Source organism: Pseudomonas simiae, from assembly GCF_900111895.1.
Classification (GTDB): Bacteria; Pseudomonadota; Gammaproteobacteria; order Pseudomonadales; family Pseudomonadaceae; genus Aquipseudomonas; species Aquipseudomonas simiae.
Window position 1 is genome coordinate 85544 of the sequence record NZ_FOKB01000005.1, and the last position, 26164, is coordinate 111707.

The window sequence follows — 26164 nt, forward strand, 5'->3', positions numbered from 1 at the left end:
ACGGGCCAGTTGGCGCAGCAGGCTGACCGACCCCACGCAGCGATGCTCCAGCGCCTCGCCCAGGGATTGCTGGGTACGCCGTGCGCGGTCGACCCAACGCTCACCCGCCACCGGCACATAACCGAGCAGGGTCAGGGAGGTAAAGTCGCCCATTATTTGGTCGACCTGTGGGTGCAGGGGGCGGCGATCGAACAGCGTGAGGTTCAGGCTTAGGTCCGGGCGTGCGCTCCAGCGGCCGAGGGTTTCGGCAAAGGCACAGAGCAGCACCGCTGAGGCGGTCAGCCCTTGTTGCTGGGCCTTGGCCAGGATCGCTTGCCAGGCGCTGGCATCGATCTGCCCCTGCAGGCGTTCAAAGCGTGGCCGGCCGAGGCTGGCGGGGTCGGCGGCCAGCGGCAATTGCGGGTGGGGTGGCAATTGCGGCAGACGTTCCTGCCAGAAGCGCTGCGCGGCTTGCAGTTCGGCAGGCGCCGCGGCGCACTGCAATTGGTAATCGCGGAACGACAGAGCCAATGGGGCGAGCGCCATGTCGGGCTCACGGTACAAGGCATCGAGTTCGGCGTAGAAACGCAGGATGCTCAGGGCATCGAGGATCAGGTTGTCCAGGCTGATCGCCAAGCGTGTATGCCGGCCATGGGTAACCGCTTGCACGTCGAATAGCGGCCATTGGTGAGGGTCGAACACGCGATGGGCACAGTGCTCGCGCAGGTCGTCGAGGCTGGCGTGGCCCTGGCCGATCACGAAGGCCGGCACCTGTTGCAGGATGCGCGCCTGGCCGCTGTGATCGAACACGGCACGCAGCATTTCGTGGCGCTCGATCAGACGCTGCAGGGCGCGTTGCAGGCGCGGCAAGTCGAGGTCTTCGACGTCGTATTCACGGTAGAAGTGGCAACTCACGCCCCCCAACACCAGGCTGGGATCGCGGCCCAGCCAGTACGCCTGTTGCACCTCGGTCATCGGGAACGACGCATGGCGTTGAGCCAGGTCTGCAACAATGGTGCGCGCGGATTCGGCCCGGACCTGTTGATGCAGAGTGGTACAAAACTGCGCCAACACCGGCTTGGCGAACACCTGGGCGATGCGTGCACCGCCCAACCCGTGTTCGGCGAGCAGGCGCACCAGGCGGGTAGCGCTCAGGGAGTCGCCGCCCAAGGCAAAGAAATTGTGCTCGCGGCACACCTCGCTACAGCCGAGCAGCTGCTGCCAAGCGCGGGCCACCTGTTGTTCGATGACGCCGCAGGGCGGTGTCAGGTTGGCCTGCTGCGCCGGGCTGTGCTGGGCGAGCCAGGCGTGTAGGGCCTTGCGGTCGACCTTACCATTGCCGGTCAAGGGCAACTGCGCGCAGCCGAGGATGAACGTGGGAATCATATACGCCGGCAGGCGCTCGGCCAGGCCCGGCAGGTCAATGGGCGCAGGCTGCGCGGGGCCGTGCGCCTGGCGTACAACCGCCGCCAATTGCTGGCCGGCCAGCAGCACGACGGCGTGCTCCACGCCTGGGCAGGCCAGCAGTGCCTGTTCGACTTCGCCAGCTTCGATGCGATAGCCGTGCAGCTTGAGCTGGAAGTCTGTACGCCCGAGGAATTCGACATTGCCGTCGGGGTGGTAGCGTGCACGGTCGCCAGTGCGGTACCAGCGCTGGCCTTGATAGTCGACAAAACGCTCGGCGCTGCGCACGCGGTCGCCGCGATACCCTTCGGCAACCCCGGCGCCGCCGATCCACAGTTCCCCGGCCACCCAGTCCGGGCAGTCATGACCCTGGTGGTCGACAATGCGCAGGCTGACGTTGTCCAGCGGTTTGCCGTAGGGCAGGCAATGCCATTGCAGCGGTTGGTCGGGGAAGGCTTCGAACAGCGTCGAGTGGATCGCCGCTTCGGTGGCGCCGCCCAAGGCCATGAAGCGACAGCCTGGCGCCTGAGCCCACAATCTTGGCGCCAGGTCCGGGGCGACTTTGTCACCGCCCAGCAACACCGCACGCAGCGGCAGGCGGGCGTCGGCCGCTGCGCAACCGAGCAACATGTCCAGCAGCGCCGGTACGCAGTTGAGCACGCTGGCGTGGTGCAGCAAGGCCAGTTCACGCCAGCGCAGGGCATCGCGCTGCGCTTCGGGCTCGATGCCAATCACCGCCGCGCCGGTGGACAGCGCGGCAAACAGGTCGAACACCGACAGGTCGAACTCCAGCGCAGAGAGCGCGAGAATGCGATCGTCGGCGGTCAACTGCAGGCGCCGTTGCAGGTCGTCCAGGGTGTTGGCTGCGGCCAGGTGGCTGATTTCCACGCCCTTGGGGTCACCGGTGGAACCGGAGGTATAGAGGATATAGGCCAGGTCGCTGATCGCGCCGGGCCGGGGGGCTTCCAGCGCGGGGCCCTCGGATGGCAGGGCCTTGAGCAGTAACCGCGCGCCCGACCCGTCACAGATTTTCTGGCAACGCGCCTCGGGCTGGTCGATGCCGATCGGCAGGTACGTGGCACTGCAGGCGAGGATGCCCAGCACCGCGATGACCTGTTCGGGCCCCTTGGGCAGTTGCAGCGCCACCACATCGCCGCGCCGGATACCTTGGTCTTCCAGGTACGCCGCCAGTTGCAGGGCACGCTCTGCCAGCTCGCCATAGCTGATGACGGGAGGGTTGCCCTGCAGCAATGCGGGCAATGTGGGCGTCAGGCGTGCCTGGGCAAAAAACGCTTCATGCAGGCGCTTGACGGGCAGGGCGACACGTTGGCCTTGCACGGCTTGGCGCACTGCCAGTTGCGCGGCGGGGACCAGCGCTGGCGGTGCCTGATGCCAGCTGGCGGGGTCAAAACACAGGCGTTGCAGCAGGTCGGTATAGGCCTTGAACATGCCATCGAGCACGCCGCCGGCGAACAACCCTTCACGCGCATCGAGGTTGACCAGGATACCGCCGTCCAGCTCGGTGACTTGCGCATCGAGCCATACCTGCGGGCCTTGGGAAATGATCCATGCCGGCTGGCCAAAACTGGCTTGTACGCCCTCGGCGAACAGCTCGCCCAAGCCCAGCGCGCTGGTGTACACCACGGGTGCCAGCACTTGCTCACCGCGTTGGCGGGACAGTTCGCGCAACACCTCCAGGCCGGAAAACGCACTGTGTGCGACGTCGCTGTGGAATCGCCGTTGCAGGGCTGTGGCGCGTGCGGCAAACGTGCCGGCGACCCGGCCGTCCCAGGCCAGCAGGATCGACGAAGTGAAGTCCCCGACCAGACGATCGACGTCGGCATGCAGCGGTGTGCGGTTGAACAGCGGCAGGTTGAGCAATAACTCGGGTGTATCGCACCAGGCGCCAAGGGCCTCACAGAACACCGCCGCCAGCGCCATGGCCGGCGTGAGCCCGTGTTCCCGCGCCTGGCGTTCGAATGCCTGGCGTTCTGACGGCGGCAGCCAATGGTGACGACGGCAGACCTGGCGGTCATCGCCCTGGGGCTTGATCGGTAGGCTCGGAGCACCGGGCAATTGATCGAGGCGCTGTAACCAGTAGTCGCGCGCTTGTTGGTGGCGATCACGCTGCTCGGCGCTGTTCTGTTCCTGGCGCAGGTCGGCCAGGTAGCGGGCAAAGTTGTAGTCCAGCGCGGGCAGGGGGTGTTGGCGGTACAACTGCACCAGGTCGCCGAGCAGAGTGCGCAGGCTCAGGGCATCGGCGGCGAGCATGTCGAGGTTCAGGTGCAGACGGGTGCCGTTGGGCAACAGCGATAGCTGGATATCCAGCACCTGGCCTTGTTCAACGGCCAGCTGACGGTGGGACAGCTCGGCGCGCAAGGCCGCCAACCGTTGCTGCACCTGCTCGGCGCTGGCCTGGCGCAGGTCATGCACCGTCAATCCTGGCCACGGGCTGTGCGCGAGGATCTGCTGGCGGCCGTCATCGAGAAACTGCGCCCGCAACATCGGGTGCCGCGCGAGCAGGGCACGTACGGCCGCTTCCAACCGTATCGGGTCAACGTCCTGGCCATCGAACTCGTTATAGAAGTGCGCGGCCACGCCACCCAACTGTTGGCCGGGGGCGCGGCCGATCCAGTAGGCGTGCTGCATCGGCGCGAGTTCGAACGGTAAGCTGTCGTCGATAGAGGTGCTGATCGGCGCGGTGGCTGTGGGCGCTGTGTCAAGCAGGGCCAGCCAGGCACACAGGCGCGGGTCCGCTACCAGGTCGGCGAAACGTGCGGCCAGGCCTTGGCGGCGCCATTGGCCGGCGAGGCGGATCAGGGTGACGGAATCCAGCCCCCATTCGATCAGGTTGGCCTCCAGGGGCACCTGGTCGGCGGGCAGTCCAAGGGCGTCGGACAGGGATTGGCGCAGCAGTATTGCGGTTGAGGTGCTGGGAGTGGCCATGGCTCAACGTCTTCTCATCGCTAGGGCCCGGACCGGGGTTGGCCCAGGCGCTGGGGGCAGGCAAATGCATGGGGGAAGATGCTAGTCATTCTCATTTTGGCGACTACCCGGATCGAATCGTTTTTGCCCCGTATCCGTTTGCCCAGTGCGGATTGCGCGGGCGCAGCGGCGGGGCATGCCGCCAATACGTCGCGCGATGCGGTTGGAAAATGACTTGAATCGGGTAGAGCCCGGCACACGCCCTTGACTACCGTCGCTCGCCGCCCTTTTGCAGGGCCTCTTCATGGAGTTGCGGATGTCAGTCGATTCAGGTTTACAGGTGCGCGGCCTGCGCAAGCGCTACAACAATGGCGTCGAAGCGCTACGTGGCGTGGACCTGAGTGTTAGCCCCGGCATGTATGGTTTGCTCGGTCCCAACGGCGCGGGCAAGAGCAGCCTGATGCGCACCCTGGCGACCCTGCAGCAGCCGGACGCCGGCAGCATTCACCTGGACGGCGTGGATGTATTGCGCGGCCCCGACCATCTACGCCGCCGTCTGGGTTACCTGCCGCAGCAATTGGGCGCGTACCCTGGCGTGAGTGCCCGGGATTTGCTCGACCGTTTCGCCTGGCTCAAGGGCCGTACCGACAATCGCCAGCGTCGCGAGGAAATCGAGGCTCTGCTGCATAAAGTCAACCTGCAGCAGGCCGCTCACCGTGCGCTGGCGACCTATTCGGGGGGCATGTTGCGCCGGTTCGGTATCGCCATGGCGCTGGTGGGTTCGCCGCGCTTGCTGATCGTCGACGAACCCACGGCCGGCCTCGATCCGGCCGAACGTAACCGTTTTCATCGGGTACTGGCGGATGTCGCCGCCGAGTCCATCGTGCTGCTCTCGACCCATATCGTCGAAGACGTCGAGAACCTGTGCAGCCGCCTGGCAGTGTTGGCCGGCGGGCAGATTATTGTCGAAGGTCGACCGGCCGATTTGCTCGCTGCCGAGCAGGGCCGACTGTGGGAAGCGCCATTCAGCCGCGGCGAAACGTTGCCCGCAGCCCTGCATGTGGCCGCCAGCCCCGAAGGCAGTCGCGTGATCGTGCATGGCGAGCGGCCGGCAGACTCGCGCTTCACCCCCCACGTGCCACGCCTGGAAGATATCTATTACCTGGCGCTGGCCCAGGCCGGTGAGGCGGTGGACGCATGAATACCTTCGCGTTGCTGCTGCGTGAAACCTGGGTGGAAGCCCGCGCCGGGCTGCGCAGCGGCATTCCCTTGCTGGTGTTTCTTGGCCTCACCGGCTACCTGCTGATGTCCCTGACAAATGCCGACTACGTGCAGAAAATGGGCGCCAGCGACATTGCCCGCAATGCGCCGAGCTTGATTTACCTGATGTCATGCGGCTGCATGTTCTTTCTGTTTTTTGCCTGGGCCTGGGTGTTTGCACAGCCGGCCCTGCGCGACCGCAAGGCGCAGTTGGAAGAGGTACTGCTGACCTTGCCACTGTCGTTGCCGGCCTTGCTGTGGGGGCGTTTTATCGGCGCGGCGCTGGTGGGCGGGTTGCTCGCCAGCTCGTTGATTGTCGGCTTCCTGGTCAGCCCGGTATTGGGCTGGCTCGGCTGGGTGCCGGCGGCGAGTATCGGTGCGCCGGTGTGGTCGGCGCTGGGGTTTGCCTGGATTGCCTTGCTGTTGCCGGTAAGCACCGGGATCGGCGCATTGTATTACCTGCTGGCGTTGCGCAGCCGTGGCCTGGCCGCGCCATTTGGCCTGGCGACGGTATTGATGCTGTTGTGGATGTTTGCGGTGGTGGTGCTCAAAGGCGGGCATATCAACCCGCTGTTGGCGGCCAGCCTGGACCCGTCGCTGTTTACCTTTGCTCAGGCCCAGATCGAAACCTGGAGCGCCGCGCAGAAGTCCCAGGCGCTGCTGGCGTTGACGCCGGGGTTTTGGCTCAACCGTGCGCTGTGGTGTGTGTTGCCGCTGCTGGTACTCGCCGTGGTATTGGCGCGCACCACTCGCCAGGGCCTGATGGGGCGCCGCAGCGGCGCGGTGCTGGCGGAACCACCGATGCTGCGCAGCAGTGACGTGCAGTTGCCGGGTCCATTGGCGGCCAGTTGTTGGGCGCACGCCGTGTGGCATGAAGCGCGCTGGCAGGTACGCCAGTTGTTTGCTCGGCGGATCTGGTGGGTGGCGCTCGGCTTGCTATTGGTGATGGGCGTGCTCAGCGGCTTTGTCCACGGCGTGTGGCATGCGCGCGGGCCGATGGTGCCACGGGCGGATCTGACCCTGCCGCTGTTGTCGAGCGCGTTGTTCCTGGTGATCGCGTTTATCGTCGCGGCGCTGGTAGGCCTGGTGTGCCGTCGTGATGACGTCGAAGGCCTGGGTGCCATGTTGCAGGCCACGCCCGCGCCAACCTGGCTGCGGTTGTTCGGCCGCACGGCCTGTGTGTTGTTGGCCACCGTGACCCTGGCGCTGGTGCCGGGCATTGCCAGCCTGCTGATCAGCGCCATCGCTGCGCCCGACAGCCTGGCACCGGGCTTTGTGCTGATTTACCAGGCGCTGGTGTTCGCGCCGCCGCTGCTGGAACTGGCCACGCTGACGGTGCTGGTGCATGCGTTGATACGTCGCTCGGGGCTGGCTTACGCCATGTCGATGCTGCTGACGTTTTTCCTGGTGCTCAACCACGAACTGGGGCTGGTCAGCTATCCCGCCTATGCGATGGGGATACCGGCCCATGTGGCGTTGTCACAGCTCACCGGCTGGGCACCCTGGTTGCCCTATCTCGGCACCTTGGCGGGCTGGAAACTTGCGGGTTGCGTGGTGATGGTCGGCGTGGCGGCGCTGGTGTTACCACGTGGTCCCGAGCGACGCCGTTTCGCTGACTTGCGCCAGCCGTTGCCGCTTGCCATGTTGGCTCTGGGCGCCTTGGGTTTGCTGGGCAGTGGCGTGGCTTTGCAGCGTTACCTGGTGGAGCAGGGCGACTACCAATCGGTGGCCGAGGAACGTGCCGAGCGCGCCGCCTGGGAACAGCGCTGGCTGGCCGGCGCGGCTGCCTGGCAGGTGGCGGGCGGGCGTGTGCAGTTGCGCGTCGATTCAACCGCGCGTCAAGTCGAGGGCCAGTGGACGCTGGACGCCATGGTCGCCCGCCAACTGGATGCCGAGTTGCCCCCAGGCCTGCGGGTGACGGCGGTCAGCGTGATGGGGCAACCGGTCACGTTCGAGCAGGCCACCGAACACCTGCGCGTGCCCCTGGCACAGTGCACGACGAACGCTTGCAGTGTGGAGCTGAACTGGATTGTCAGCGCCAACGGCTGGCCGTCGGAAGGCGAAGCCTACTGGCTGGGGCCGCACGGCGTATGGCTGGAAGCACGCCGCGTGATGCCGCGCCTGGGTCTGGACAGCGAGCGGCTGTTGCGTGCGCCGGTGCAGCGCAGCGAGGCCGATTTGACGCCCGAAGTGCCTACCTTGGCGACGAATTCCGCCGTCGCCGTGGAGGCCGTTGCACCGGCGGGCGACTGGCAATGGCATGTTGAGATCGACGGGCAGGCCTTTAGCGGTCACAGCTCAGCGCCCATGGATTTTGCCTACAGCCTGCAGGCACGGGCGGATGCCAGTCGCCAGCAAACTGCCGTTGAAGTGCGTGAAGACCTGGACCTGATGAGCGCTTGTGTGGCGCGACGCCTGGGCAGTCGCCCGGCGGTGGATGACGTGAGCCTGTGGCCGACCGGCATGGGCGCCAGTCGCTTGAGCCACGGTCACCTGTTGCTCGCCCAATCGCCAGATTGGGACGCGGCTGCTGCCGGCGTCGGGCGCTCGGCACGCCGTGCGCATATCGCCGAACTGCTCGCCCGACGGATGCTGGTTGATGCCAGCGACCTGCGCCAGGTGCCGGGTTACTTGTGGTTGAGCCAGGGCGTAGCAGGTGCGATCGCTTTGCTGTGTGTGGCGGATGTGGACGGCCCTGAGGCTCGCGCGGTTCTGGTGAAGCTCATGGACGATGACCTGACCCGCGCGCTGGGCAATGACGGCGAACCCGTCGGCACCCTGGCCGATGCCCGCGAACACGGCTGGGCCGCCACTTATGCAGTGCTGGCGAGCCTGGGATGGACCGCTGCGCAAAGCCCCGAACAACTGAAGGCAATGACTGCCGCTATCCGAAACGGCCAGGGATGGCCGGCCGCGATCCAGCCTCTGCTGGGCGCGCCTGATCCGCAAGCGATCGCCGCCGCGCTCACGCGCTGGGGGCCTGCTCAATGAATTTGAATCATCCCTGCCTTTTGGAGTTTTTCCATGTCATCTGCTCTGTTTATCCAGCCGCTGCGCCGTCCCCTCGGCTGGCGGGCCAACGTCTTGACCCAGGCCATGGCGCTGGGTTTGTCCAGCCAGATGTGCACGGCCTATGCCGCTGACTATCAGCCGGAGGCCCCCGCGGAGTCCATTGAACTGGCTCCGCTGACGGTCAGCGCGCGGTTGAGCCAGGAGAGTGCCAAGGATATTCCCTTTGGTCTCTCGGTGATCGATGGGAAGACCCTGGAGACCCGGCGCCTGCGTACCCTGGAAGACGCGCTGCGGACCACGCCGGGGGTGGAGGTGAACTCCTGGGGCGGCGCGAATGACGCCAATGTGCGTATCCGTGGCGTCGGGTCACTGAACCAGATGAGCATGGATGACGGCTCGGTGGTGTTGAATGTGGACGGCGTGCCGATGTCAGTGCGCAATGCGGCGCTGGCCACCCTCGACGTGCAGCAGGTGGAGGTGCTCAAAGGCCCCCAGGGCACGTTGCTGGGGCGCAACAGCGAGGCGGGCGCGATCAACGTGACCACCCGTAAGCCGACGCGCGAGCTGGAGGGGTATGTGCGTGGCGAAGTGGGTAACCAAGGCCAGTTCATGACCGAAGGCGCCGTGGGCGGGCCGTTGACCGACTCGCTGGCGGGGCGTATCGCCTTGCGTCGCAGCGGCTTTGATAACTGGGTCGATGATCAACAGAACGGCGACCCGCTGACCAAACCCCGAGACCTGGCGCTGCGCGGCAGCCTGCTGTGGGATAACGACCAGGGTACCACCGGCTTGCTGACCGCCGAGCGCCAGCGCGCCGAGCACTATGCGGGCCTGGAGCTGCTACGCCCGTTTGGCAATCGCCCGAGCCTGGACTACACGCCCGGCACATTCGATGGCAACCAGAAGACCAATGAGCGTTACTCCTTCGAACTCAACCACGACCTGGCGCAGTCGCGCATCACCTCGATCAGTGCCTACACCAGCACCGATTTCAATGCGGTCAAGGGCTACGATCGCAACATCACGCGGGCGTTGTACGGTTCTGCGTTCGAATACCTGATCGAAGACTCGGCCCATGAGCGGGTATGGAGCCAGGACCTGCGCCTGGGGTCGCTGGCGGATGCCGATGTGTTTTGGGTGACGGGGCTCAACTTGTCGCGCTCCGAGCGCAGTTTCGACTCCAACAATCTCACCAGCGGCGCGCAGCAGTTGCGCGACTTCAGCACCAACAGTTACGCGGCCTATGGTGAGGTGACGTACCCAATTGCCGAAGACTGGAAACTTACCACCGGCCTGCGTCATACGTGGGACCGCAAGACCTATGGTGGCGATTACTCCACTGGCGGCGCGCTGGTCAGCGACAGCCGGCGTTTGCAGGACAATTACAGCACCGGGCGCGTGGCGTTGAGCTACGCGCTGACGCCGCAGACCAATGTGTATGCGGTGCTGTCGCGGGGCTACAAGTCGGCGGGGTTCAACGATTACGCCACGTCGGTCAAGGACAGCGAACCTTACAAGGCGGCCAAGGTAAATTCCGCCGAGTTGGGTTTCAAGCATGAAAGTGCCGGGGGCGACCTGAGCCTGGAAGGGGCGTTGTTCATCACCCGCGTACAGGACGACCACCTGCTGGGCTACGATTTCAACACCCTGGCGGTCAGCGCGGTGAATGCCGACACCCGCAGCAAGGGCGCCGAGTTGTCGACTACCTGGCACGTCACCGATGAGCTGACCTTGGGCAGTGCCGTGAGCTACACCAATGCAGTGGTGACGTCGGATGCGCCGGGTGTTTCCGGCGGTGACGTGGCGGCGGGCAGTCGCGTGCCGGATGTGCCGCTGTGGAGCGGTAATTTCAGCGTCGCCTGGCAGAAGAACCTGGGGGCGTTGCTCGGGTTACCGGCGCCACGCCTGAACACCTTGCTCAATTACCGCGTACAGAAAAACCGCCCGGCCGACCCGCAGAACCACTACGACCTCAAGGGCTACGCCAAGCTGGACCTGCACCTGGGCCTGGAGAGTGGCGGTTCGGAGGTCTACCTGTGGGCCGACAACCTCCTGGATGCGCGCTACGACCTGTACGGCTCGTACTCCACTGACCAGGTACTAACGGGCATGCCAGGGCGTGGGCGTTCGGCGGGCGTGGGGTATAGCTACCAGTTCTGACCCACATCTGCCCCTGTAAGAGCGAGCTTTCTCGCGAAAGAGCGTCCCGGTGCCGCGTTAAATCAGGTTGCTCGGTTAGCGTTGACGTTTTTCGCGGGCAAGCTCGCGCCGACAGGGGGGAGGGTCAGAACGTGTAGGTGTAGCCGACGCCCAAGGTTCGGCGGCGTGCCGGTGCACCGTAGGCCACCGGGTCACTGTAGAAACCGTAGGTGTCGTAGGTCTGGTTCAGCAGGTTGTCGGCGAAGGCATAGACTTCGCCGAACTTGCCTTCCAGGCCGGCGCGCAGGTCGAGTTTCTCGTAGTTGTCCAGGTTGAAGTGGTTTTGCGGGTCGGCCGCGCGTTCGCCCATCAAGTGGTAGTTGAGGCTGGTGTTGAGGGTGGTTTCGCCGAGGCTGGCGAAGGTGCCCAGTGGGTGTTTCCAGCTGGCGTTGAAGTTGCCGCTCCAGCGCGGGACATCCGGAGTGCGGTTGCCGGCCGCGACGTCACCAGCCTGGATGCCTTGCACGCCGCTGGTGATCTTGGCATCGAGGTAGGTGGCGCTGGCGGCCAGGGTCAGGCCGTAGTCGAAGCGCCAGCTGCCCTCCAATTCGGCGCCGCGGGTGCGGGTGTCGGCGTTGAAGGCATTGGTGGCGAAGGTCGCCGCGTCGTAGCCGAGCAGGTGGTCGTCGTGCACGCGGGTGAAGAACAGCGCACCGTTAAGGCTGCCGCGACGGTCTTCAGTTTCACTCTTGAAGCCCAGTTCCGCGGCTTTGCTGACGGCGGCCTTGTAGGGTTCGCTGTCGGTGACCTGCGAGGCGTAGTCATTGAAACCACCGGATTTATAGCCCCGCGCCAGTTGCACGTAGACGTTGGTTTGCGGCGTGAGGGCGTAGCTCAGGGCAACGCGGCCGGTGCCGTAGTCGTCGGTCAGCTTGCGTGAGTCCTGCACTGCACTGCTGCCGGAGAAGTATTGGCCGTCGTAGGTCTTGCGGTCCCAGGAGTGGCGGTAGCCGGTGGTGAGTTTCAAGCGCTCGGTGAGGGGGAAGGTCATTTCGCCATATCCGGCGTAGGTGGTGGTGGTGAAATCGCGGTACTTGGCGCCGGAGGTGCCGTAGGTGTTGCGCGGCGTGTCGTAGCTGCGCTCGTTGCGGCTGGCGGCGAGGCCCGCAACCCAGAACACCTCGGAGTCGGGCAGCGAACTCAAGTGCAGGTCCTGGCTCCAACTGCGCTCGAAGGATTTGTCCACCACCCAAAACTCGCTGGGGGTGCCGTACAGGGCGCCCATGAGTTTGCTGTCGTAGGCGATCAGGCCTTCGAAGTCGGCGGTGCCGGTGGCGGTGGTGGAGGTCAGGCGGCTGTTGGCGAAATCATGATCGACCTTGATGGTGTAGCGCTCGGTGGTCTTGTAGTTGTCGTCGAACAGGCCGGGGGTCAGGTTCAGGCTGGGGTCGCTGCCGTAGGTACGCAACACCAGGGAGTTGGTGGCGCGCTCGGTGTTCTGGCGTTCGGCGCTGACCAGCACATGGGTGTCATCGTTGAGGTCCCAGAGCAGGCTGCCTCGGTAGGCTTCGTTACGCGGCTTGGTGATGGGGTGGTTGGTCTGGTCGTTGTCGATCCAGCTGTCATAGCCGGCACGACGCACTGCCAGGCGACCGCTGAGGCTGTCGCTGATCGGCCCGCCGATGGCACCTTCGGTGAGGAACTGGCCTTCCTGGCCGACTTCGCCGCGCACATAACCTTCAAGTTCGCGGGTCGGTTGATGCGTGGTGATATTGACCGCGCCCGCCTGGCCAATCGCACCGGACAGCGTGCCCTGGGGCCCCTTGAGTACTTCGATGCGATCGACGTCCAGGGTGCCGAAACCGAGGCTGCGCGACGACACCGGCACACCGTCGATATTGAATGCCACCGAGCTGTCATCCATCGACATCTGGTACAGCGAACCGACGCCGCGGATCAGTACGTTGAAGTCATTCGGCCCTCCTGAGGAGTTGACGCTCACTCCGGAAGTGTTGCGCAGGGCACTCTCCAGGGTGTCGAGGCGTTGGGTGCGCAGTTGCTCGCCGCTGATCACGCTGAGGCTGATGGGCACTTCCTTCGGGTCTTCCTGCTCCATGCGCGCAGTCACCGTCGAGGCCGGCAGTTGCACGGGCTCGCTGATGGTGGTGGCGAGTGCCGAATTGGCCAATGTCAAACTCATGGCTATTGTTATAGTATTACGTTTGTAGCAAAATTGGCGGGTAGCCGTCGTGTTGCATTGTGCAGACATGATGGGACCTTGACTGAAGATTCTGATCGGCGCGCGTTGCGGGGGGCAGCGGCGATTTGGCGGAGCCTGTGCAGCGCGCCAGATGCTAATAATTATCAATTGCGTAATTCCACCCCGATGTGATCTGATTCGAGCCGTATCCGGTCAGCCAGGAGATTTACGATGTCAGCCGTTCAAGGAGGCGCAGGGGAGCCGATGCCGGTCTCGCGAATCATTACGGGAGGATATGGAAGCGACCTCGGACCAGGGGCGCACTGTCGCGTGACCCGCGTGTCGCTGCAGGACGGGCTGGACATCGTGCGTTGGCAAAGTACGTTCGAACAGCCGATCGAATTGCCCTTGCAAGACGACAGTGATTGCATCCATTTCAGTTTCACCAACCTGCTCAAGGGTAAAGCCTCGTGCAGCTTTCAGGAGGGGCGTCGGCAACGGCGCTATGCAATTGACGAGGGCGCCGGCAGCATCAGCTTCGGGCGTTGCCGCCATGGTCTGTATCACCAGCATGGCGAGATCGATAACATCACCGTGATGATTCGTCCTGAAGTGCTTGAGCAATGGGAGTTGAAACTCGATCCGCTGTTGAACAAAGCGCTGGCCTGTGACCAATGCTTCCTCGATGGACACCGCAGTGGCGAAATGAGCGCGACTGCGCACCTGCTCGGCAGCGCTATGGATCAGGGGGCCGGACTGTCACCCGTCCAGCCGCGCAGCAGTCTATGGCTCTACGGGCAGAGCGTTACGCTGGTGAGTTTGTTCCTTGAGGTGCGCCAGGACGCTGAATGCACCTGTCGCGTCAGTAACACCGACCGTCAAAGGTTGGTGCGTGCCCGTGAGCGTCTGCTCGAAGACCTGGGCAAGGCGCCGAGCCTGTCGGAGTTGGCGCGTGAGTCCGGGTTGAGCCAACCCAAGCTGACACGCGGGTTTCGCCAACTGTTTTTCAACAGCGTCTACGGCGTGTTTCAGCAAGCACGAATGATTCAGGCACGCAGCCGCTTGATGAGCGGTGATGAATCCGTGATGCGCATTGCCTCGGACCTGGGGTACGCCAACGCGAGTCATTTTGCGACGGCGTTTCGCAAGCAGTTTGGAATCAACCCGTCGACTTTCAAGAACGGCGGCAGAAGCAAATCATTTGGGATTAATGCTTCATAGACCGTTTCAATAGCGGCTATCGCGATAGGTTTAATAGCCTGCGCCAGCCCCGAAGTACCGGGGGAATTTGACGGCCCCCGCTTATTGAGCGCAATGGATTGGTGCCGCCCTAGCGGGCAACGAGCCGTTCAGCGAATTTGCTTGCCTACGTTAAATCGGAGCAACATTAGCGCCGCATCGCATGCATCACTCGCATAGTGACTTCCACTGAACGCATGGGCACTCACCGTCGCCCCGTCCAGCAGCATAATGATGTAGGTCGCGAGTGTCGTGGCGGTCTCTTGGGGGTAGTGGCGGGTTATTTCGTCTTCTACAAGTCCATGCAGCTTGCGCTTGTAATCGAGGGCGATCTCTCGGATATCCGAGCGGTCCGGGAATTCGGCCACCGCTCGGCCGAACAAACAGCCTGCGAAGCTGGTCGAGCAGAACCACTGACCTCGCCAATCAAAGATCGAGATGATCTTCTCTTCCAGACTGGGCTTTTCGTCCATGCGCATCTTCAATTGCTTGAGCAGATGATCCGAGCGCTGTAACAGCACGGTTTTGACTAAGTCTTCTTTACCCGCGAAATTACGGTACATCGTCATCCTGGCGACGCCAGAGGCTTCAATGATCCAGTCGACGCCCACGGGGTGAAAACCGTATTGGGAAAACAGGCTGGTAGCAGTGTCGACGACATGCTGCTTTTTCGATACAGACAACTCGGAACTCCAGGCTCGGGCAGTAGAAATGGGCGAAAACCGTAACATTCTGATATAGACCAGTCTATCTCAGTCTTGATTCAGTATTTCGCCCATGCGTCGCAAACCTCAGGTCAGTGTCACCGTATCGCCGCCATCCACGGCCAGTACGGTGCCGCTGATCATTGAGTTGGTCGCCAGCAACAGGGCGGCCGAGGCGATATCCTCAGGAAGCGCGATGCGCTTGACCGGCAGTGCTTGGCTGCGCTGGCGCATTTTTTCTACCAGGGCTTCGGGATGCATGCCAGTGTCGACAAAGCCCGGTGAGAGCACGTTGACCCGCACCGGTGAGAGTTCGCTGGCCAGCCCACGTGCCAGCCCCTCGATGCCGGCATTGACTGCGCTGATCAGCGCAGTTTGCGCACCGGCGCGCTGGGCAAAGCGCCCGGAGACCAGCGTGAGCGAGCTGTGCTCGTCAAAGGTGGCGAGCCGGGCAATGTGATAAGCCGCCCAGAACTTGCTGTCGAAGATGCGCTGGGCATCCTCCAGAGAAACGCTACGCAGTGGGCCGAAGGTCAGCGAGGCGGCGGTGACGACAATATGCTTCCAGCGCGTCGGCCGGGAGAAAAAATCCTCCAGCTGCGCCGGTTGCGTAACGTCCAGTGCCTCGGTTGCCACGTTCGGGCCGATGTCGTGCGCAGCGCGATGCAACCGCGTCGTACTGCGCCCGGCCAAGGTGACTCTCGCTCCTTGCTGGTGGAACAGTTTGGCGATTGCAAAACCGATCCCGGCAGAGCCGCCGATGACCAACACCTCAGTAGTGGGTTCAAACGTAGGCATAGTGGTCTTCCTTCTGGTGTGCGGGCGCAGGGTGCGGGTAATCGAAAATCAACATCTGGCACAACGCGCGCAACCTGGGGCGGAAACCCGCGTGCAGCGGATGTTCCCGCCAGCCGGGGAGTACCGACTCGTCGGTAAACGTGAGGATAAAACCCTGGTCGAAGCCCAGTGACCGCTCGCCGCTGTCTGCGATCACCTCCACCGCTACCAAGCCTGGCACCTGGCCGGGAAATGCGTGCAGTTCCTGCAGCAGCGTGGATACGGCGGCCGCGTCAGGGCTTTTGAGCAAAACAATGCGTTTAAACATGAACGTTCTCCCATTCGATCAAGTTGCTCAGGCGCGGGCCGTTGTCGAAATCGCACACCACGGTATCGCCGTGGCTAAGGTGGATACCGGCATCGGCGCTGTTACGATCGGCGCCCAGGTACAGGTAGATCAGCGTGCCGGGCAGGCGCAGCGACGGGTGCTGCCAAAGGGTTTCGAACAGCTCGTCGGCGTCATAGCACAGGCACGACAGGCCGGTGCTGAAGCCTTGCTCCCAGTGCAGGTCGCCCGCGCGGTAGATGGATGTCTTGCCCTGTATCAGTTCGGGCAGGGGCTGGCGGTAGAGCAGGTGGGAGATGGCGCTGGGTTGTAACTTGGCGTAGGCCAGGTAGTTGCGCTTGGATTTGGCCAGGGCGATATCGGTCAGGTCGTTGCCGAAGGTGTAGCCGATATAGGTCGGGCGACTGTTATCGGCCACCAGAAACAGCGCTACCACTTCAGCTTCTTCGCATGCCGAGAGTGCGCCGCGGTTCATGCGCAGTACGTCGCCGCTGCGCTTGAGGGAATCGGCAAAGCCCTTGATAAAGAAGGCCGGGCGCTCGCCGTGTTGCGGTGGTTCCGCGACTTTGCTCTGATGGGTCAGGCCAAAGCCGCACACCATGCCTTGGCGTGGGTCGGGCGGTTGCAGGCAGGGCAGCAGCTCGAAGCCGGCAAGGTCCGCAACGGTCAACGGCGCAGGGCTGTGCTCGTGCAGGTATTCCAGCGGCCCGCCGGGGTATTCGCCCGCCGGTGTGTCGCGCAGCAGCGTGTACAGGTCGCTCACCGGATAAAGGGTGTAGGGCCCGGTGGAGCTGGGGCGGGTGACGTAGCGCTGGCCATCCCGCGCGCATTCGAAAATGATCGACATGGGAAGCTCCTAGAGGGTCTTGATTTCGAGCAGGGCAGGCTTGCCGTAGGTGCGCATGTAGGACAGGCAGTCGCAGATCTTTTCCCCGATCTGCGCCGGTGTCTCGGCACTGCCAGGGCTATAGAGGTCAAAGGTTTTCGCCAGGGCGACGAAGTCCACCTCGTTCTCATGAAAGCTGGTCGCCAGATTGGACAGGTCGCTGGGCCGTTGACGCAGGTCGGCAATCCGTTCGGCGTGCTGCTTGGAATTGAGGTAGAGACGGTTGTTGATCACCAGCACCAGCAGGGGAATGTCGTAGGCGGACAAGGTCCACAAGGCGCTTGGGGTATAGAGCAGGTCGCCATCCGATTGCAGATTGACGCACAGCCGGCCGCTGCCTTTGTGGGCGACGGCCGCACCGATGGCTGCGCCCAGGCCGTAACCCAGCCCGGCGCCGCCGCTCATGCCGATATACGCTTCACTGCGCTCGATGGGCCAGAGCCCACGCACCAGGGTGTCGATTGTCACGCTGCCAGTGTTGGTGAGTACCCAACGTTCATGGCCGATGGCTTCGTGGATAGCGATCAGCGCCTGGGCGATGGTCAAGCCGTCGGCGGGTTGGGTGACTTGCGCCAGCAGCGCCTGGCGACGCGCCTGCTTGTGGGCCGCAATGCGCTGGGTGCGCTCATCGACCAACGTCTGTGCCGTGTGAGTGCGCGACGCCGCCAACGCCTGCGCCGCCTGTGCGATACGCGTAATGGAGGCCGCCACATTGGCGTGCAGCGCCAGGTCGGCGCACACCAGCTTCTGGCTGTCGGCCACCCAACTGCTGATCAACAGCGAGTGGGTGCCCAGGGTCGCGATGTAAAGACCAGCGTGGGGTTGCTGTCCGGAGTTGGCGATCAGCCCATAAAGATCCTGGACTTCCAAGGCCAGCAGAAAGTCGCACTCGCTCATCAGTTGTGCATCGTGGTCCTGGAACACCAGCGGATGGGTATTGGGCACGTTGTAGCGGCCGTTACGTGAAATCACCGCCGCGCCTGTGAGGGTGGCGAGCCTCAGCATTTGCTCGGCCTGCTCATCGTCCAGTGCGGCGTAATCAATCGCGATCACGGGGTGATGTGCCGCCAGCATGCGGTCCACCAGTTCGTTCAGTTGCTCATCGTCCAGTGCCGGCAGGCGTTCCGGGCGTACCGCGCCGGATGGCAGCAAGAGCCCCGGCGCCAGTGACTCTTCTTGAACTGCACTGTCGATGGCGACATAACAAGGGGCGTGAGGTTCGGCCGCGCACAGCTTGAGCGCCCGTTGCACCGATTCCAGCGTGGCGGCTTGGGAGACCGGCATATCGGTCCATTTGGTGTAACCCGAGAGCAACTTGTCGATGCCCTGGGACGTGTGGATCCAGTCGATCCAGGGGCGACGCAGTGCGGCGTCGATCGGCCCGTTGCCGCCGAGCACCAACAGCGGGACCCGATCGCACCAGGCGTTGAAGATGGCCATGCTCGCGTGCTGCAAGCCGATATTGGCATGTACCAGCACCGCCATATGCTTGCCGCTGGCCTTGTAATAACCGTGGGCCATTGCTACCGAAATTTCCTCGTGGCAGCACATCAGGATGGCCGGTACGGCCGGGTCGGGGTGATGCACCAGCGAGTCATGAATGCCGCGAAATGACGCGCCGGGGTTGAAGCAGACGTACTCAATGCCCTGGTTGATCAGAAGATCGACAAGCAGATCGGAGAAATACTTCATCGTGCACGCTCCATGTGAAGAGATTCGTTGGGGTGTCTGTCGACACCGGTTGCACAGTGGTAGGGCTGCACATGGGACGTCAGGCGGCAGCCAAGGCCTGTTCGCGTCGGAACGGGCAAGTGAATGGCGTTGTGATCTCTATCAATGGCTGGCATCGGTTCGAGCAGGTCGGTGTGGAAAAAACGATCGTGTTGCCCGGCTTCCACGCCGATAAAACCCTCGTAGGCCGTGAGCAGCGCACGGTGCGCGGCGATCAGCGGTCCGACTTCGGCAACTTGCACGCCAAGGTAAACGGGCAGCCCCCACGCGTGGCACTGCTCGATCATTCGCGCACTGGCCAACAGCCCACCGCATTTGGCGATCCGAAGGTTCACCGCATCCAGCGCCTGGTGTTGCCACGCCCGCGCCAGGCTGGACGCTGAGGTGACCGACTCGTCGAGCATGATTGCCACGCCATGCTTGAGCCTCGCCTGGCGGTAATCCTCCAGGCTGCCGGGCGGCAAGGGTTCCTCGAACAGCGCGACACCCAGTGCATGAAACTGTCGCGCGCTGCCGTGGAGTTGTTCGGCCGACCAACTCATGTTCGGGTCGACGTACAACGCCAGGGGCGGCGCCAGTGCCCGGATGGTTTCCAGACGTTGTTGGTTGGCGTGCGGATCACCGGCCAGTTTGAGCTTGAGCGAGCGCAACGGTTTGCGCTGTTCAAGGAACGCCTGAACCGGTTGCGACAGGTCGAGTACCTGGGTGATGTTGATGTGCGCGGGCACGGTGCGGCGTGCCGTCGCAACGGCCTCGGTGATGCGCAGCAGGTAGGTGGACAATGGCAGGCCGGCCTGTTGGGCCAGCGAGTCGAGTACCGCCATTTCCACCACGCACTGCGTGTTGTTACCCAGGTTCTCACTGGCCTCGAATGGCAGGCCATGTTCATATAGTGCGCGCCCCCGGTCGACCGGGTCGCCGCTGGCCAATGCTTTTGCCAAGTGCGCGAAGTCAAGGCTGCGCAGTTGGGTCAGCACCGACTCGCAGTCTTCGCTTGTCACGTAGCGGCGCGGCGCGCATTCACCGATCCCTGTAAAGGCGCCGAGCGTCCAGCTGAGCACCACACTGTCTGAAGTGTGGCGTTGGTGGGCGCCATGCACGAACGGGTTGGCCATGGGCTGGCGTACCAGGTAGACCTCAGGCGGCGTCATAGGCGTAGCGTCCGTTGGCCTTGACGAAATCTGCGGTGAACTGCACCACCTGGCCCATCGCGGGGGTGAAAAACAGGTAGTGCTTGTCCTGATTGACCAGCAGGGTAGAGCCGTTGCGGCACAGGCGCTGGAAGTGACCAACGGTGGCGTTCACATCCACCAGCGGGTCTTTGTTGGCGCAGATAAACAGGCTGGGGGCGTCGATGGGTCGGGCATCGGCCGCCAGGTAGACCTTTTCCAGCGCCAGCAATTTTTTCCGCTCTCGATGTTGCAAATGAGTGGTGGCCAGCGTGTCGTTGCGGATGAATTCGGCCAGATTCGGGTTGGCGGTGAAGTCGTCCGGGTTGAGCCCCGCATCCCACAGCGTCTGCCTGTCGTCCAGATCGATGTCGGCGCGCTCCTGTTCACTGAGCCGGTCATGCATTTTGCCCAGCCAGGCCGAACAGATGACGAGATTGTCATAGGGCAGCTCGGCGCGGGGGCTGCTTGCGATGGCGGCCAGCACCGATCCGCCCAGGCAGTGCCCGAACAGGCAAAGCGGCACATCGTCGGGCACTTCGCGACGAATGTGTTCGATGGCGGCCGAGGCATCCGTGTGCAACGTACGCACGTCCGGGAACCCATGTTTCTGACCGCTGCTGATACCGCACCCTTCGCGGTCCAGGGCGTAGAACGCGATGCCCAGGTTGGCGAATGCATTACCTACCGACCACAACCAACCGGCGTGGCTTTGCAGCCCATGAAAATACAGGATGGCGCCTTGCGGCTGCTGCGGGCGCCAGGCATGCAGGGCCATCCGCCGGTCTGCCTGAGCCAGGTAGTGGACTTCACGCGCAATGTTGTGCTGAAACAAGTGCATGTTCATGAGTGCCTCTCAAGATCAGAGTTGCTGGATGCCCAGCAGGGACAGGTCGGGTTGGAAGGGCTTGTACTTGATCTGCAGGGTTTTCCTGGCGGCTTTTTCCTGTTCGATCGCCATGGAGATCGCGTTGCCAGGCACAGTGATGACCTTGATTTGTCCCAGGCGCTTGCTGGAACGCTTGGACTCGTACTCGATATTGATCGCCTGCAGATGCCCATCGAGTAACTGACTGAGGCGCTCCGACTCACCGCAAGGCGCGCCTGCCGCCTCGATGGCCACGGCGTAATAGGGCGTTTCGTTCCAGACCGGGGCGCACAGGTAAAGCCCGGCATTGGGGATGCCACACATCTGCACCGCTTCGTGCAGTTGGGTCTCGGTGATCTTTTCGCCGGTGAAAGAATGCATCACCCCATTACGCCGGCTGAAACTGATACGCGGCACGCCTCGGTAATAGCCGTGCACGCGATAGATATCGCCGGTGTACATGCGCACCATCCCGTTGCCCTGCCACATGACCAGGTGGTATTCGTCGCCTTCCTTGAGCTGATCCAGAGACACGGTCTGCGGCTGCACCTGATCACGTATCAGCGCATCCATATCCACTGATACGGGAATGAACTCGAAAAACGCCTGATCAACCGCCAACGGCTGGCTGTCCTGATCGTCATCCACGGGCAGGGTCACCACGCCTTCGGTGCCGCATGACATGAATGGCAGCACCTTGGCCTGCCCCATGATTCGCTCCAATTGGGGCTTGTAGAGCTTGGCCGACGCTGCAGTCCAGCAACTGAAGCGCTCCAGCCCCGGCCATACATCCGGCAGTGACACCCCGTCGCGGGCCAACACACTCTCCAGCCGGTGCGCAGCCGCAGGGTCAGCTGCCCGCATGAGGCTGCCGGCATGGGCGCCGTCGTGCAGGTCGCGCAGCAGGCGTTCACGGTTTTCCAGCAGGCAATGGTGCAGGGAGAGCAGAGTGCTGGGGTTGATGGCCGTGAGTAATCTGACGTCCTCACCCAGTGTCCACAGCAGCCGTGCATACATCTTCTGCTCATGGCTGGCATCCGGCGTCGGCGTAAACCAGGGCGCTTCATACCAGGGCGGGTTCCAGTCGCCGCTGCCGATCTGCGGGTGGCGGTTGCTGATCGCCTGGTAGGGCAAACCTTCAACGTACTCGTTGCTTGGGTCTCGAACGGTTTGCGTGTCCAGTGTGGCCCACGGATTTGCGTGCAGGGCCGGGTAGTCATGGGCAAAGAACCCCCACATGGCCTTGATGGCCGGCACCCGGTACTGGCGAATCCAGTGCAGCGTGTAGGGAATGCGCTTGGATTGCCCGGTGGTACCGCTGGTCTTGAGCCAGCGCACCACCGGGCTGCAACTGAGTATTCCGCCTTTTTGCTGGCCTTCACGCACCAGGATGTCGCGGAACCCTTCATAGGTCATGACCGGGATGTTGGTGCGGGTGATCCTGCCGTTGCAGTGGCTGACCTGAAAACCGTTTTCTTTCCAAAACAACGACTTCTGGCACACGTGAATGATGTCTTCGAGCACGTGTTCCTGGGTCTTTAGGGGCTTGTCGAGCCTTTCCAAATAGTTCGCTTGCGCTTGGGCGCATTCCGCTTTGAAGGTCGGCACCCCGCGCTGCCAATGGCCGATCCAAGAGTCCATCTTGCCCATGCGTTCGTCCTCGATCTTGTGGAAAGAAAAAGAGACCGTGATGTCTCTGTTGAGAGTGTTTAGACGCTCAAAATATATGTGTCAATATGTTTCTGGTTATTGGATCCAATCATTTGGTTTTGGCGGAATAAAATTTTAAGATCGGTTATGAGGCATTAATAAATTGATTTATATAGTTATTTTTCATGTTCGTGGCTCTTGATAAGGACATTCGAACCCGAAATAAAACAAAATATTTAGAAACATTGTATTGACGGGGAGGCGATAATTTGAAAAAGATGTAGAACGATCAGTATCACAAGGAGGGCGATTCCATGGTTTCGACGATCACGTTGGGCACACAGGGTCTGCAGGTTGGCCGCATAGGGCTGGGCTGCATGGGGATGAGCCAGTGGTATGGCGCCACGGATGACAACGAATCGCTACGCACCTTGCATCGAGCGTTGGAGCTGGGCGTGAACTTCTTCGATTCGGCCGAGGCTTACGGGCCGTTTACCAATGAGCGGCTGTTGCAGCGCGCTTTTGCCGGGCGCCGCGGGGAGGTGGTCATCGCCACCAAGTTCGGTTTCCGCATCGTCGACGGCCAGATCGTTGGCGTGGACAGTTCTGAAAGCAATCTGCAAAGAGTCGTCGAGGCCTCGCTCAAACGTTTGGGGACCGATTACATCGACGTGCTGTATCAGCACCGGTTGGATCCTACGGTTCCCATCGAAGAAGTGGTGGGGGCGATGGGGCGTCTGGTCGAGCAGGGCAAGGTCAAGTACCTGGGCCTTTGCGAGGTGGGCACGCGCACCATCGAGCGCGCCCATGCCACTCACCCGATTTCAGTGATACAGGGTGAGTACTCGTTGTGGGAGCGCAATGTCGAGCAAGAGATCCTGCCGCTGTTGCACAACCTCGGCATCGGCTACGTCGCTTTCTGCCCATTGGGCCGCGGGTTCCTGACCGGCAAGGCGGCCAGCGCTACTCACTACGACGCCAATGACTTCCGCCAGCAAGACCCGCGCTTTCGCGAAGAAAACTTTGCCGCCAACACCTTTCTGACCGAGTCGATTCTTGCGCTGGCCGATTCGTGGTCGATGACGCCTGCGCAGTTGGCGCTGGCCTGGTTGCTCACGCGCAGCCCGCACCTGGCAGTGATCCCGGGAACCAAGCGGGTCGCCTACCTGGAAGAGAACGTGGCTGCCGATGCCTGCGTGTTAAACGACGAACAATCGCACGCGATCCAGGCGTTGCTTGGGCAGTGGGCGGTGGCGGGTGAACGCTACGAACAGCGAATGATGCAATTCATCGACCGATAGGCACTGCCACGGAGGCCGGTATGCAGCCGCACCGCTTGCTGGACGAAACCGAACAGCGGTTTCACCAGAATTTCCTTAACCGCAACGGCAATACCCAAGTGACCACATTGCTCACGGTGCCGGGGTGCGTCAGCCCGCTGCGGGCGTGCAAGGCATTTGGGCAATTGGTCGCCGACTATGCGTTTCTGCGCCAGAAGATAGTGCCTGTCGGCAACGACAGGCATGGGTTCGTGGCAGTCGAAGACGAGGTCCAGGCACTACCTTGCACACCCCCGACATCGTTGCTTCCCGACGTTTTGCTCAAGCTTGAGCTCAACCGTTTGCTGGCCGACCAGGAAGGCTGGAGGGCGCTGGTGGTGACCGACCCCGAGATCGATCAGACCCATATCCTGCTCACGCGCAACCATGCGATCTCCGACGGTTACAGCACCGCCAGATTGGTCAATAGCCTCGCCGGCTACCTGGGTGAGATGCCCGCCAGCCTCGATGATCGAGCGGCGCATGCGTTCCGCATACGCCTGGCGCATTGGCGCGGTTCACCCATCGAGACAGGCAAAGCCAGTTACGCCGATTTTGTCCGGTTGCAGGTCAGTAGCGAGGCCGAAAAACGCATCGATCAACTGCGCACGGCGTCGGGTTTCAGCACTAACGCCATTTGGGGCGGGGTTTTTGCTCATAGCTATCTCAGGCATTTCGGCGTCCCCGCATTCGATTTATTCACCGCGTATTCGCGACGTGAGCCTGGCGCCGCTGGGGCTCCGCTGACCAAGGCCTGCTTGATTGACGTTCGCAAAACCACGCTCGATAGCCAGAGCCCGGATCTGTATGGGTGTATCGAGCGGTATGCGCAGGCGGTGGTCGAGGCCAGGGCGCTATTGGGAACACACGAAGAGACGGTGCTCGACCACACCCCGAGGCCCGCGCTGGCGTTTACCAATACCGGGTCGCTGGAGCGGTTCCTGACGCATCCCGCGGCTTCTGTGATCGGTTTCTCAACGTTGGTCAACCGCACCGGTGGCAACTACGACTTCGTCCTGCACTTGGCCCGGTTCAATGGCACCTGGCATGCAGCGTTGGCCTTCAGTTCGCTGAAAGTAGAGCGCTCAACGGCGCTGGCGTTCAAGGCGCAGATCGAGGCCGTGCTTGAGGCACTGCCTGCTGCGTTCAACATCCCGTGAGGAATTGATAATGGATACTTCCAGCAAGAAGAAATTAACGTTGCTCGCCACCTGCCTGGGGTTCGTGGTGGTGTTGCTTGATGTCAGCGTGGTCAACGTCGCGCTCGAAAGTTTCAAGGCCGAGTTCGCCACCGATGTGCTGCAACTGCAATGGATCGTCAACGCTTACACGCTTTTGTTTGCCTCCTTCCTGCTCACCGGAGGCGCGCTGGGTGACCGGTTCGGGCACAAGAAAGTGTTTTTATGGGGGTACGTGGTCTTTACCCTGGCCTCGCTGGGCTGTGGCCTGGCCCAGACGTTGCCGTCGCTGATTGGCTTTCGAGCGCTGCAAGGCATAGGTGCTGCACTGCTGGTGCCGACGTCCCTGGCCCTGGTGCGTATCACCTTTGAAGTGCCTTCCGAACGCAGCAAGGCGATTGCCTTGTGGGCGGGCGTAGCGGGTATTGCGCTGGCGGCCGGTCCGGTCGTGGGCGGGTTACTGATCGGTGTGTTCGGGTGGCGCAGCATTTTTTTCATCAACTTGCCGATTGGCCTGATCGGCATTGTGTTGTGCCTGATCAATGCGCCGCGAATTCCGGCCAATCACAAAGGCGGTTTTGACCTGTGGGGGCAACTGCTGGCGTTGTTTACCCTGGCCAACCTGACCTACACCGTCATCGAGCTGGGTCGCCAGAAAGGTCTGGACCAACGCGTTCTGGTGCATGCGCTGTGCTTTCTTGGCGGCCTGCTCGGATTTTTGTGGGTCGAATCACGTACCGCACGACCGATGGTTCCGCTCGCGGTCTTCAACAATGCGGCCTTTAGCCTGGCCTCGATATTGGGAGTGATCGTGAACTTTGTGTTCTACGGGCTGATTTTCGTGTTTAGCATTTTTTTGCAGCAGGTCAATCACTATTCGGTGATCAATACCGGACTGGCCTTTATTCCCATGACTGGCGTGCTGTTCTTCGGCAATCAGTTGGCGGCCCGTTGGTTGCCCAAGTTGGGTGAGCGGCGCCTGCTGTCGTTGGGGCTGGCCATCGCGCTGCTCGGCGTGGTTGCGCTCACGCCGTTCGTGGGTGGGGCGCCTTACGCCCACATTGCCGTGCAGATGTTTGTCATCGGCTTCGGTATCTCACTGACGGTGCCCACCTTGACTGCCACCGCCGTTAACCATGTCAGCAGTGACAAGTCCGGCGTGGCGTCGGCCATCGTCAATGCGTCGCGCCAGGTGGGCGGTCTGATTGGCGTGGCGATCTTCAGTCTGTTGATCAACGTTGCCGACGCCGCCCAGTTCGGCCATGGCTTCACCCAAGTTATCGTCTTGTCCTCGCTGCTGTTGGCTGCGGGCTGGGCGTTGACGCTCGTGTTGCTGCGCAAGCAACCCATGGCCGCGCAATCGGCCGCCTGAAGCAGT

Annotated in this window: 16 protein-coding genes and 1 pseudogene; 7 read left to right on the top strand and 10 right to left on the bottom strand. The window is 62.5% G+C overall.

The window, feature by feature from the left end; translation table 11 throughout:
* A pseudogene (locus BMZ57_RS17210) lies at positions 1–4329 on the bottom strand (non-ribosomal peptide synthetase); the annotation flags it as partial.
* A gap of 295 nt (positions 4330–4624) precedes the next feature.
* Here BMZ57_RS17210 and BMZ57_RS17215 point away from each other — a divergent pair.
* The 3 genes from BMZ57_RS17215 to BMZ57_RS17225 are packed head-to-tail and all read left to right on the top strand — an operon-like array spanning position 4625 to position 10740.
* Positions 4625–5509: an ABC transporter ATP-binding protein gene (locus BMZ57_RS17215; protein ID WP_069673085.1), complete on the top strand. Its 885-nt coding sequence runs from the start codon at positions 4625–4627 to the stop codon at positions 5507–5509.
* Positions 5506–8559 carry an ABC-2 transporter permease gene (locus BMZ57_RS17220; RefSeq protein ID WP_044287158.1) on the top strand — a complete coding sequence of 1018 codons (3054 nt, stop codon included), beginning with the start codon at positions 5506–5508 and terminating at the stop codon, positions 8557–8559. The genes BMZ57_RS17215 and BMZ57_RS17220 overlap by 4 nt, the downstream gene beginning before the upstream one ends.
* 33 nt (positions 8560–8592) lie before the next feature.
* On the top strand, positions 8593–10740 hold the full coding sequence (locus BMZ57_RS17225; protein WP_069673084.1) for a TonB-dependent receptor: 2148 nt from the start codon (positions 8593–8595) through the stop codon (positions 10738–10740).
* A gap of 124 nt (positions 10741–10864) precedes the next feature.
* Here the strand turns inward: BMZ57_RS17225 and BMZ57_RS17230 are convergent, their stop codons facing one another.
* A complete protein-coding gene (locus tag BMZ57_RS17230; protein ID WP_083266260.1) occupies positions 10865–12919 on the bottom strand; it encodes a TonB-dependent receptor in 2055 nt (684 codons plus the stop codon).
* A gap of 330 nt (positions 12920–13249) precedes the next feature.
* On the opposite strand from BMZ57_RS17230, the gene BMZ57_RS17235 reads away from it, so the two are divergent.
* Complete coding sequence (locus BMZ57_RS17235) at positions 13250–14140, top strand: helix-turn-helix domain-containing protein (RefSeq protein WP_082001435.1); 891 nt, start codon at positions 13250–13252, stop codon at positions 14138–14140.
* A gap of 128 nt (positions 14141–14268) precedes the next feature.
* On the opposite strand, the gene BMZ57_RS17240 is transcribed toward BMZ57_RS17235, so the two are convergent.
* The 8 genes from BMZ57_RS17240 to BMZ57_RS17275 all read right to left on the bottom strand — a co-directional run bounded on the left by BMZ57_RS17240 (position 14269) and on the right by BMZ57_RS17275 (position 22289).
* A complete protein-coding gene (locus BMZ57_RS17240) occupies positions 14269–14841 on the bottom strand; it encodes a TetR/AcrR family transcriptional regulator (protein WP_010210571.1) in 573 nt (190 codons plus the stop codon).
* Positions 14842–14949: 108 nt separating this feature from the next.
* Entirely contained in the window at positions 14950–15660 is a 711-nt protein-coding gene (locus BMZ57_RS17245) for an SDR family oxidoreductase (RefSeq protein ID WP_021492009.1), read from the bottom strand.
* On the bottom strand, positions 15647–15967 hold the full coding sequence (locus BMZ57_RS17250) for a Dabb family protein (protein WP_010210569.1): 321 nt from the start codon (positions 15965–15967) through the stop codon (positions 15647–15649). The genes BMZ57_RS17245 and BMZ57_RS17250 overlap by 14 nt, the downstream gene beginning before the upstream one ends.
* A complete protein-coding gene (locus BMZ57_RS17255) occupies positions 15960–16832 on the bottom strand; it encodes a sugar transporter (RefSeq protein ID WP_010210568.1) in 873 nt (290 codons plus the stop codon). Before BMZ57_RS17255 ends, BMZ57_RS17250 begins: the two co-directional genes overlap by 8 nt.
* Before the next feature lie 9 nt (positions 16833–16841).
* Positions 16842–18563, bottom strand: coding sequence for a thiamine pyrophosphate-binding protein (locus BMZ57_RS17260; protein ID WP_069673081.1), 1722 nt, complete (start codon positions 18561–18563; stop codon positions 16842–16844).
* Positions 18560–19753: an enolase C-terminal domain-like protein gene (locus tag BMZ57_RS17265; protein WP_069673080.1), complete on the bottom strand. Its 1194-nt coding sequence runs from the start codon at positions 19751–19753 to the stop codon at positions 18560–18562. The genes BMZ57_RS17260 and BMZ57_RS17265 overlap by 4 nt, the downstream gene beginning before the upstream one ends.
* Positions 19740–20618, bottom strand: a complete 879-nt coding sequence (locus BMZ57_RS17270) for an alpha/beta hydrolase (protein ID WP_021492013.1) — start codon at positions 20616–20618, stop codon at positions 19740–19742. Before BMZ57_RS17270 ends, BMZ57_RS17265 begins: the two co-directional genes overlap by 14 nt.
* A gap of 15 nt (positions 20619–20633) precedes the next feature.
* Positions 20634–22289: a GH3 family acyl-acid amido synthetase gene (locus tag BMZ57_RS17275; RefSeq protein ID WP_010210563.1), complete on the bottom strand. Its 1656-nt coding sequence runs from the start codon at positions 22287–22289 to the stop codon at positions 20634–20636.
* 314 nt (positions 22290–22603) lie between these two features.
* Between BMZ57_RS17275 and BMZ57_RS17280 the strand changes: the two genes are divergently transcribed.
* The 3 genes from BMZ57_RS17280 to BMZ57_RS17290 are packed head-to-tail and all read left to right on the top strand — an operon-like array spanning position 22604 to position 26158.
* Complete coding sequence (locus tag BMZ57_RS17280) at positions 22604–23590, top strand: aldo/keto reductase (protein WP_010210562.1); 987 nt, start codon at positions 22604–22606, stop codon at positions 23588–23590.
* A 20-nt stretch (positions 23591–23610) separates the two neighbouring features.
* On the top strand, positions 23611–24768 hold the full coding sequence (locus BMZ57_RS17285) for a hypothetical protein (protein WP_069673079.1): 1158 nt from the start codon (positions 23611–23613) through the stop codon (positions 24766–24768).
* 10 nt (positions 24769–24778) lie between these two features.
* Positions 24779–26158 carry an MFS transporter gene (locus BMZ57_RS17290; protein ID WP_069673078.1) on the top strand — a complete coding sequence of 460 codons (1380 nt, stop codon included), beginning with the start codon at positions 24779–24781 and terminating at the stop codon, positions 26156–26158.
* Positions 26159–26164 lie beyond the last annotated feature (6 nt).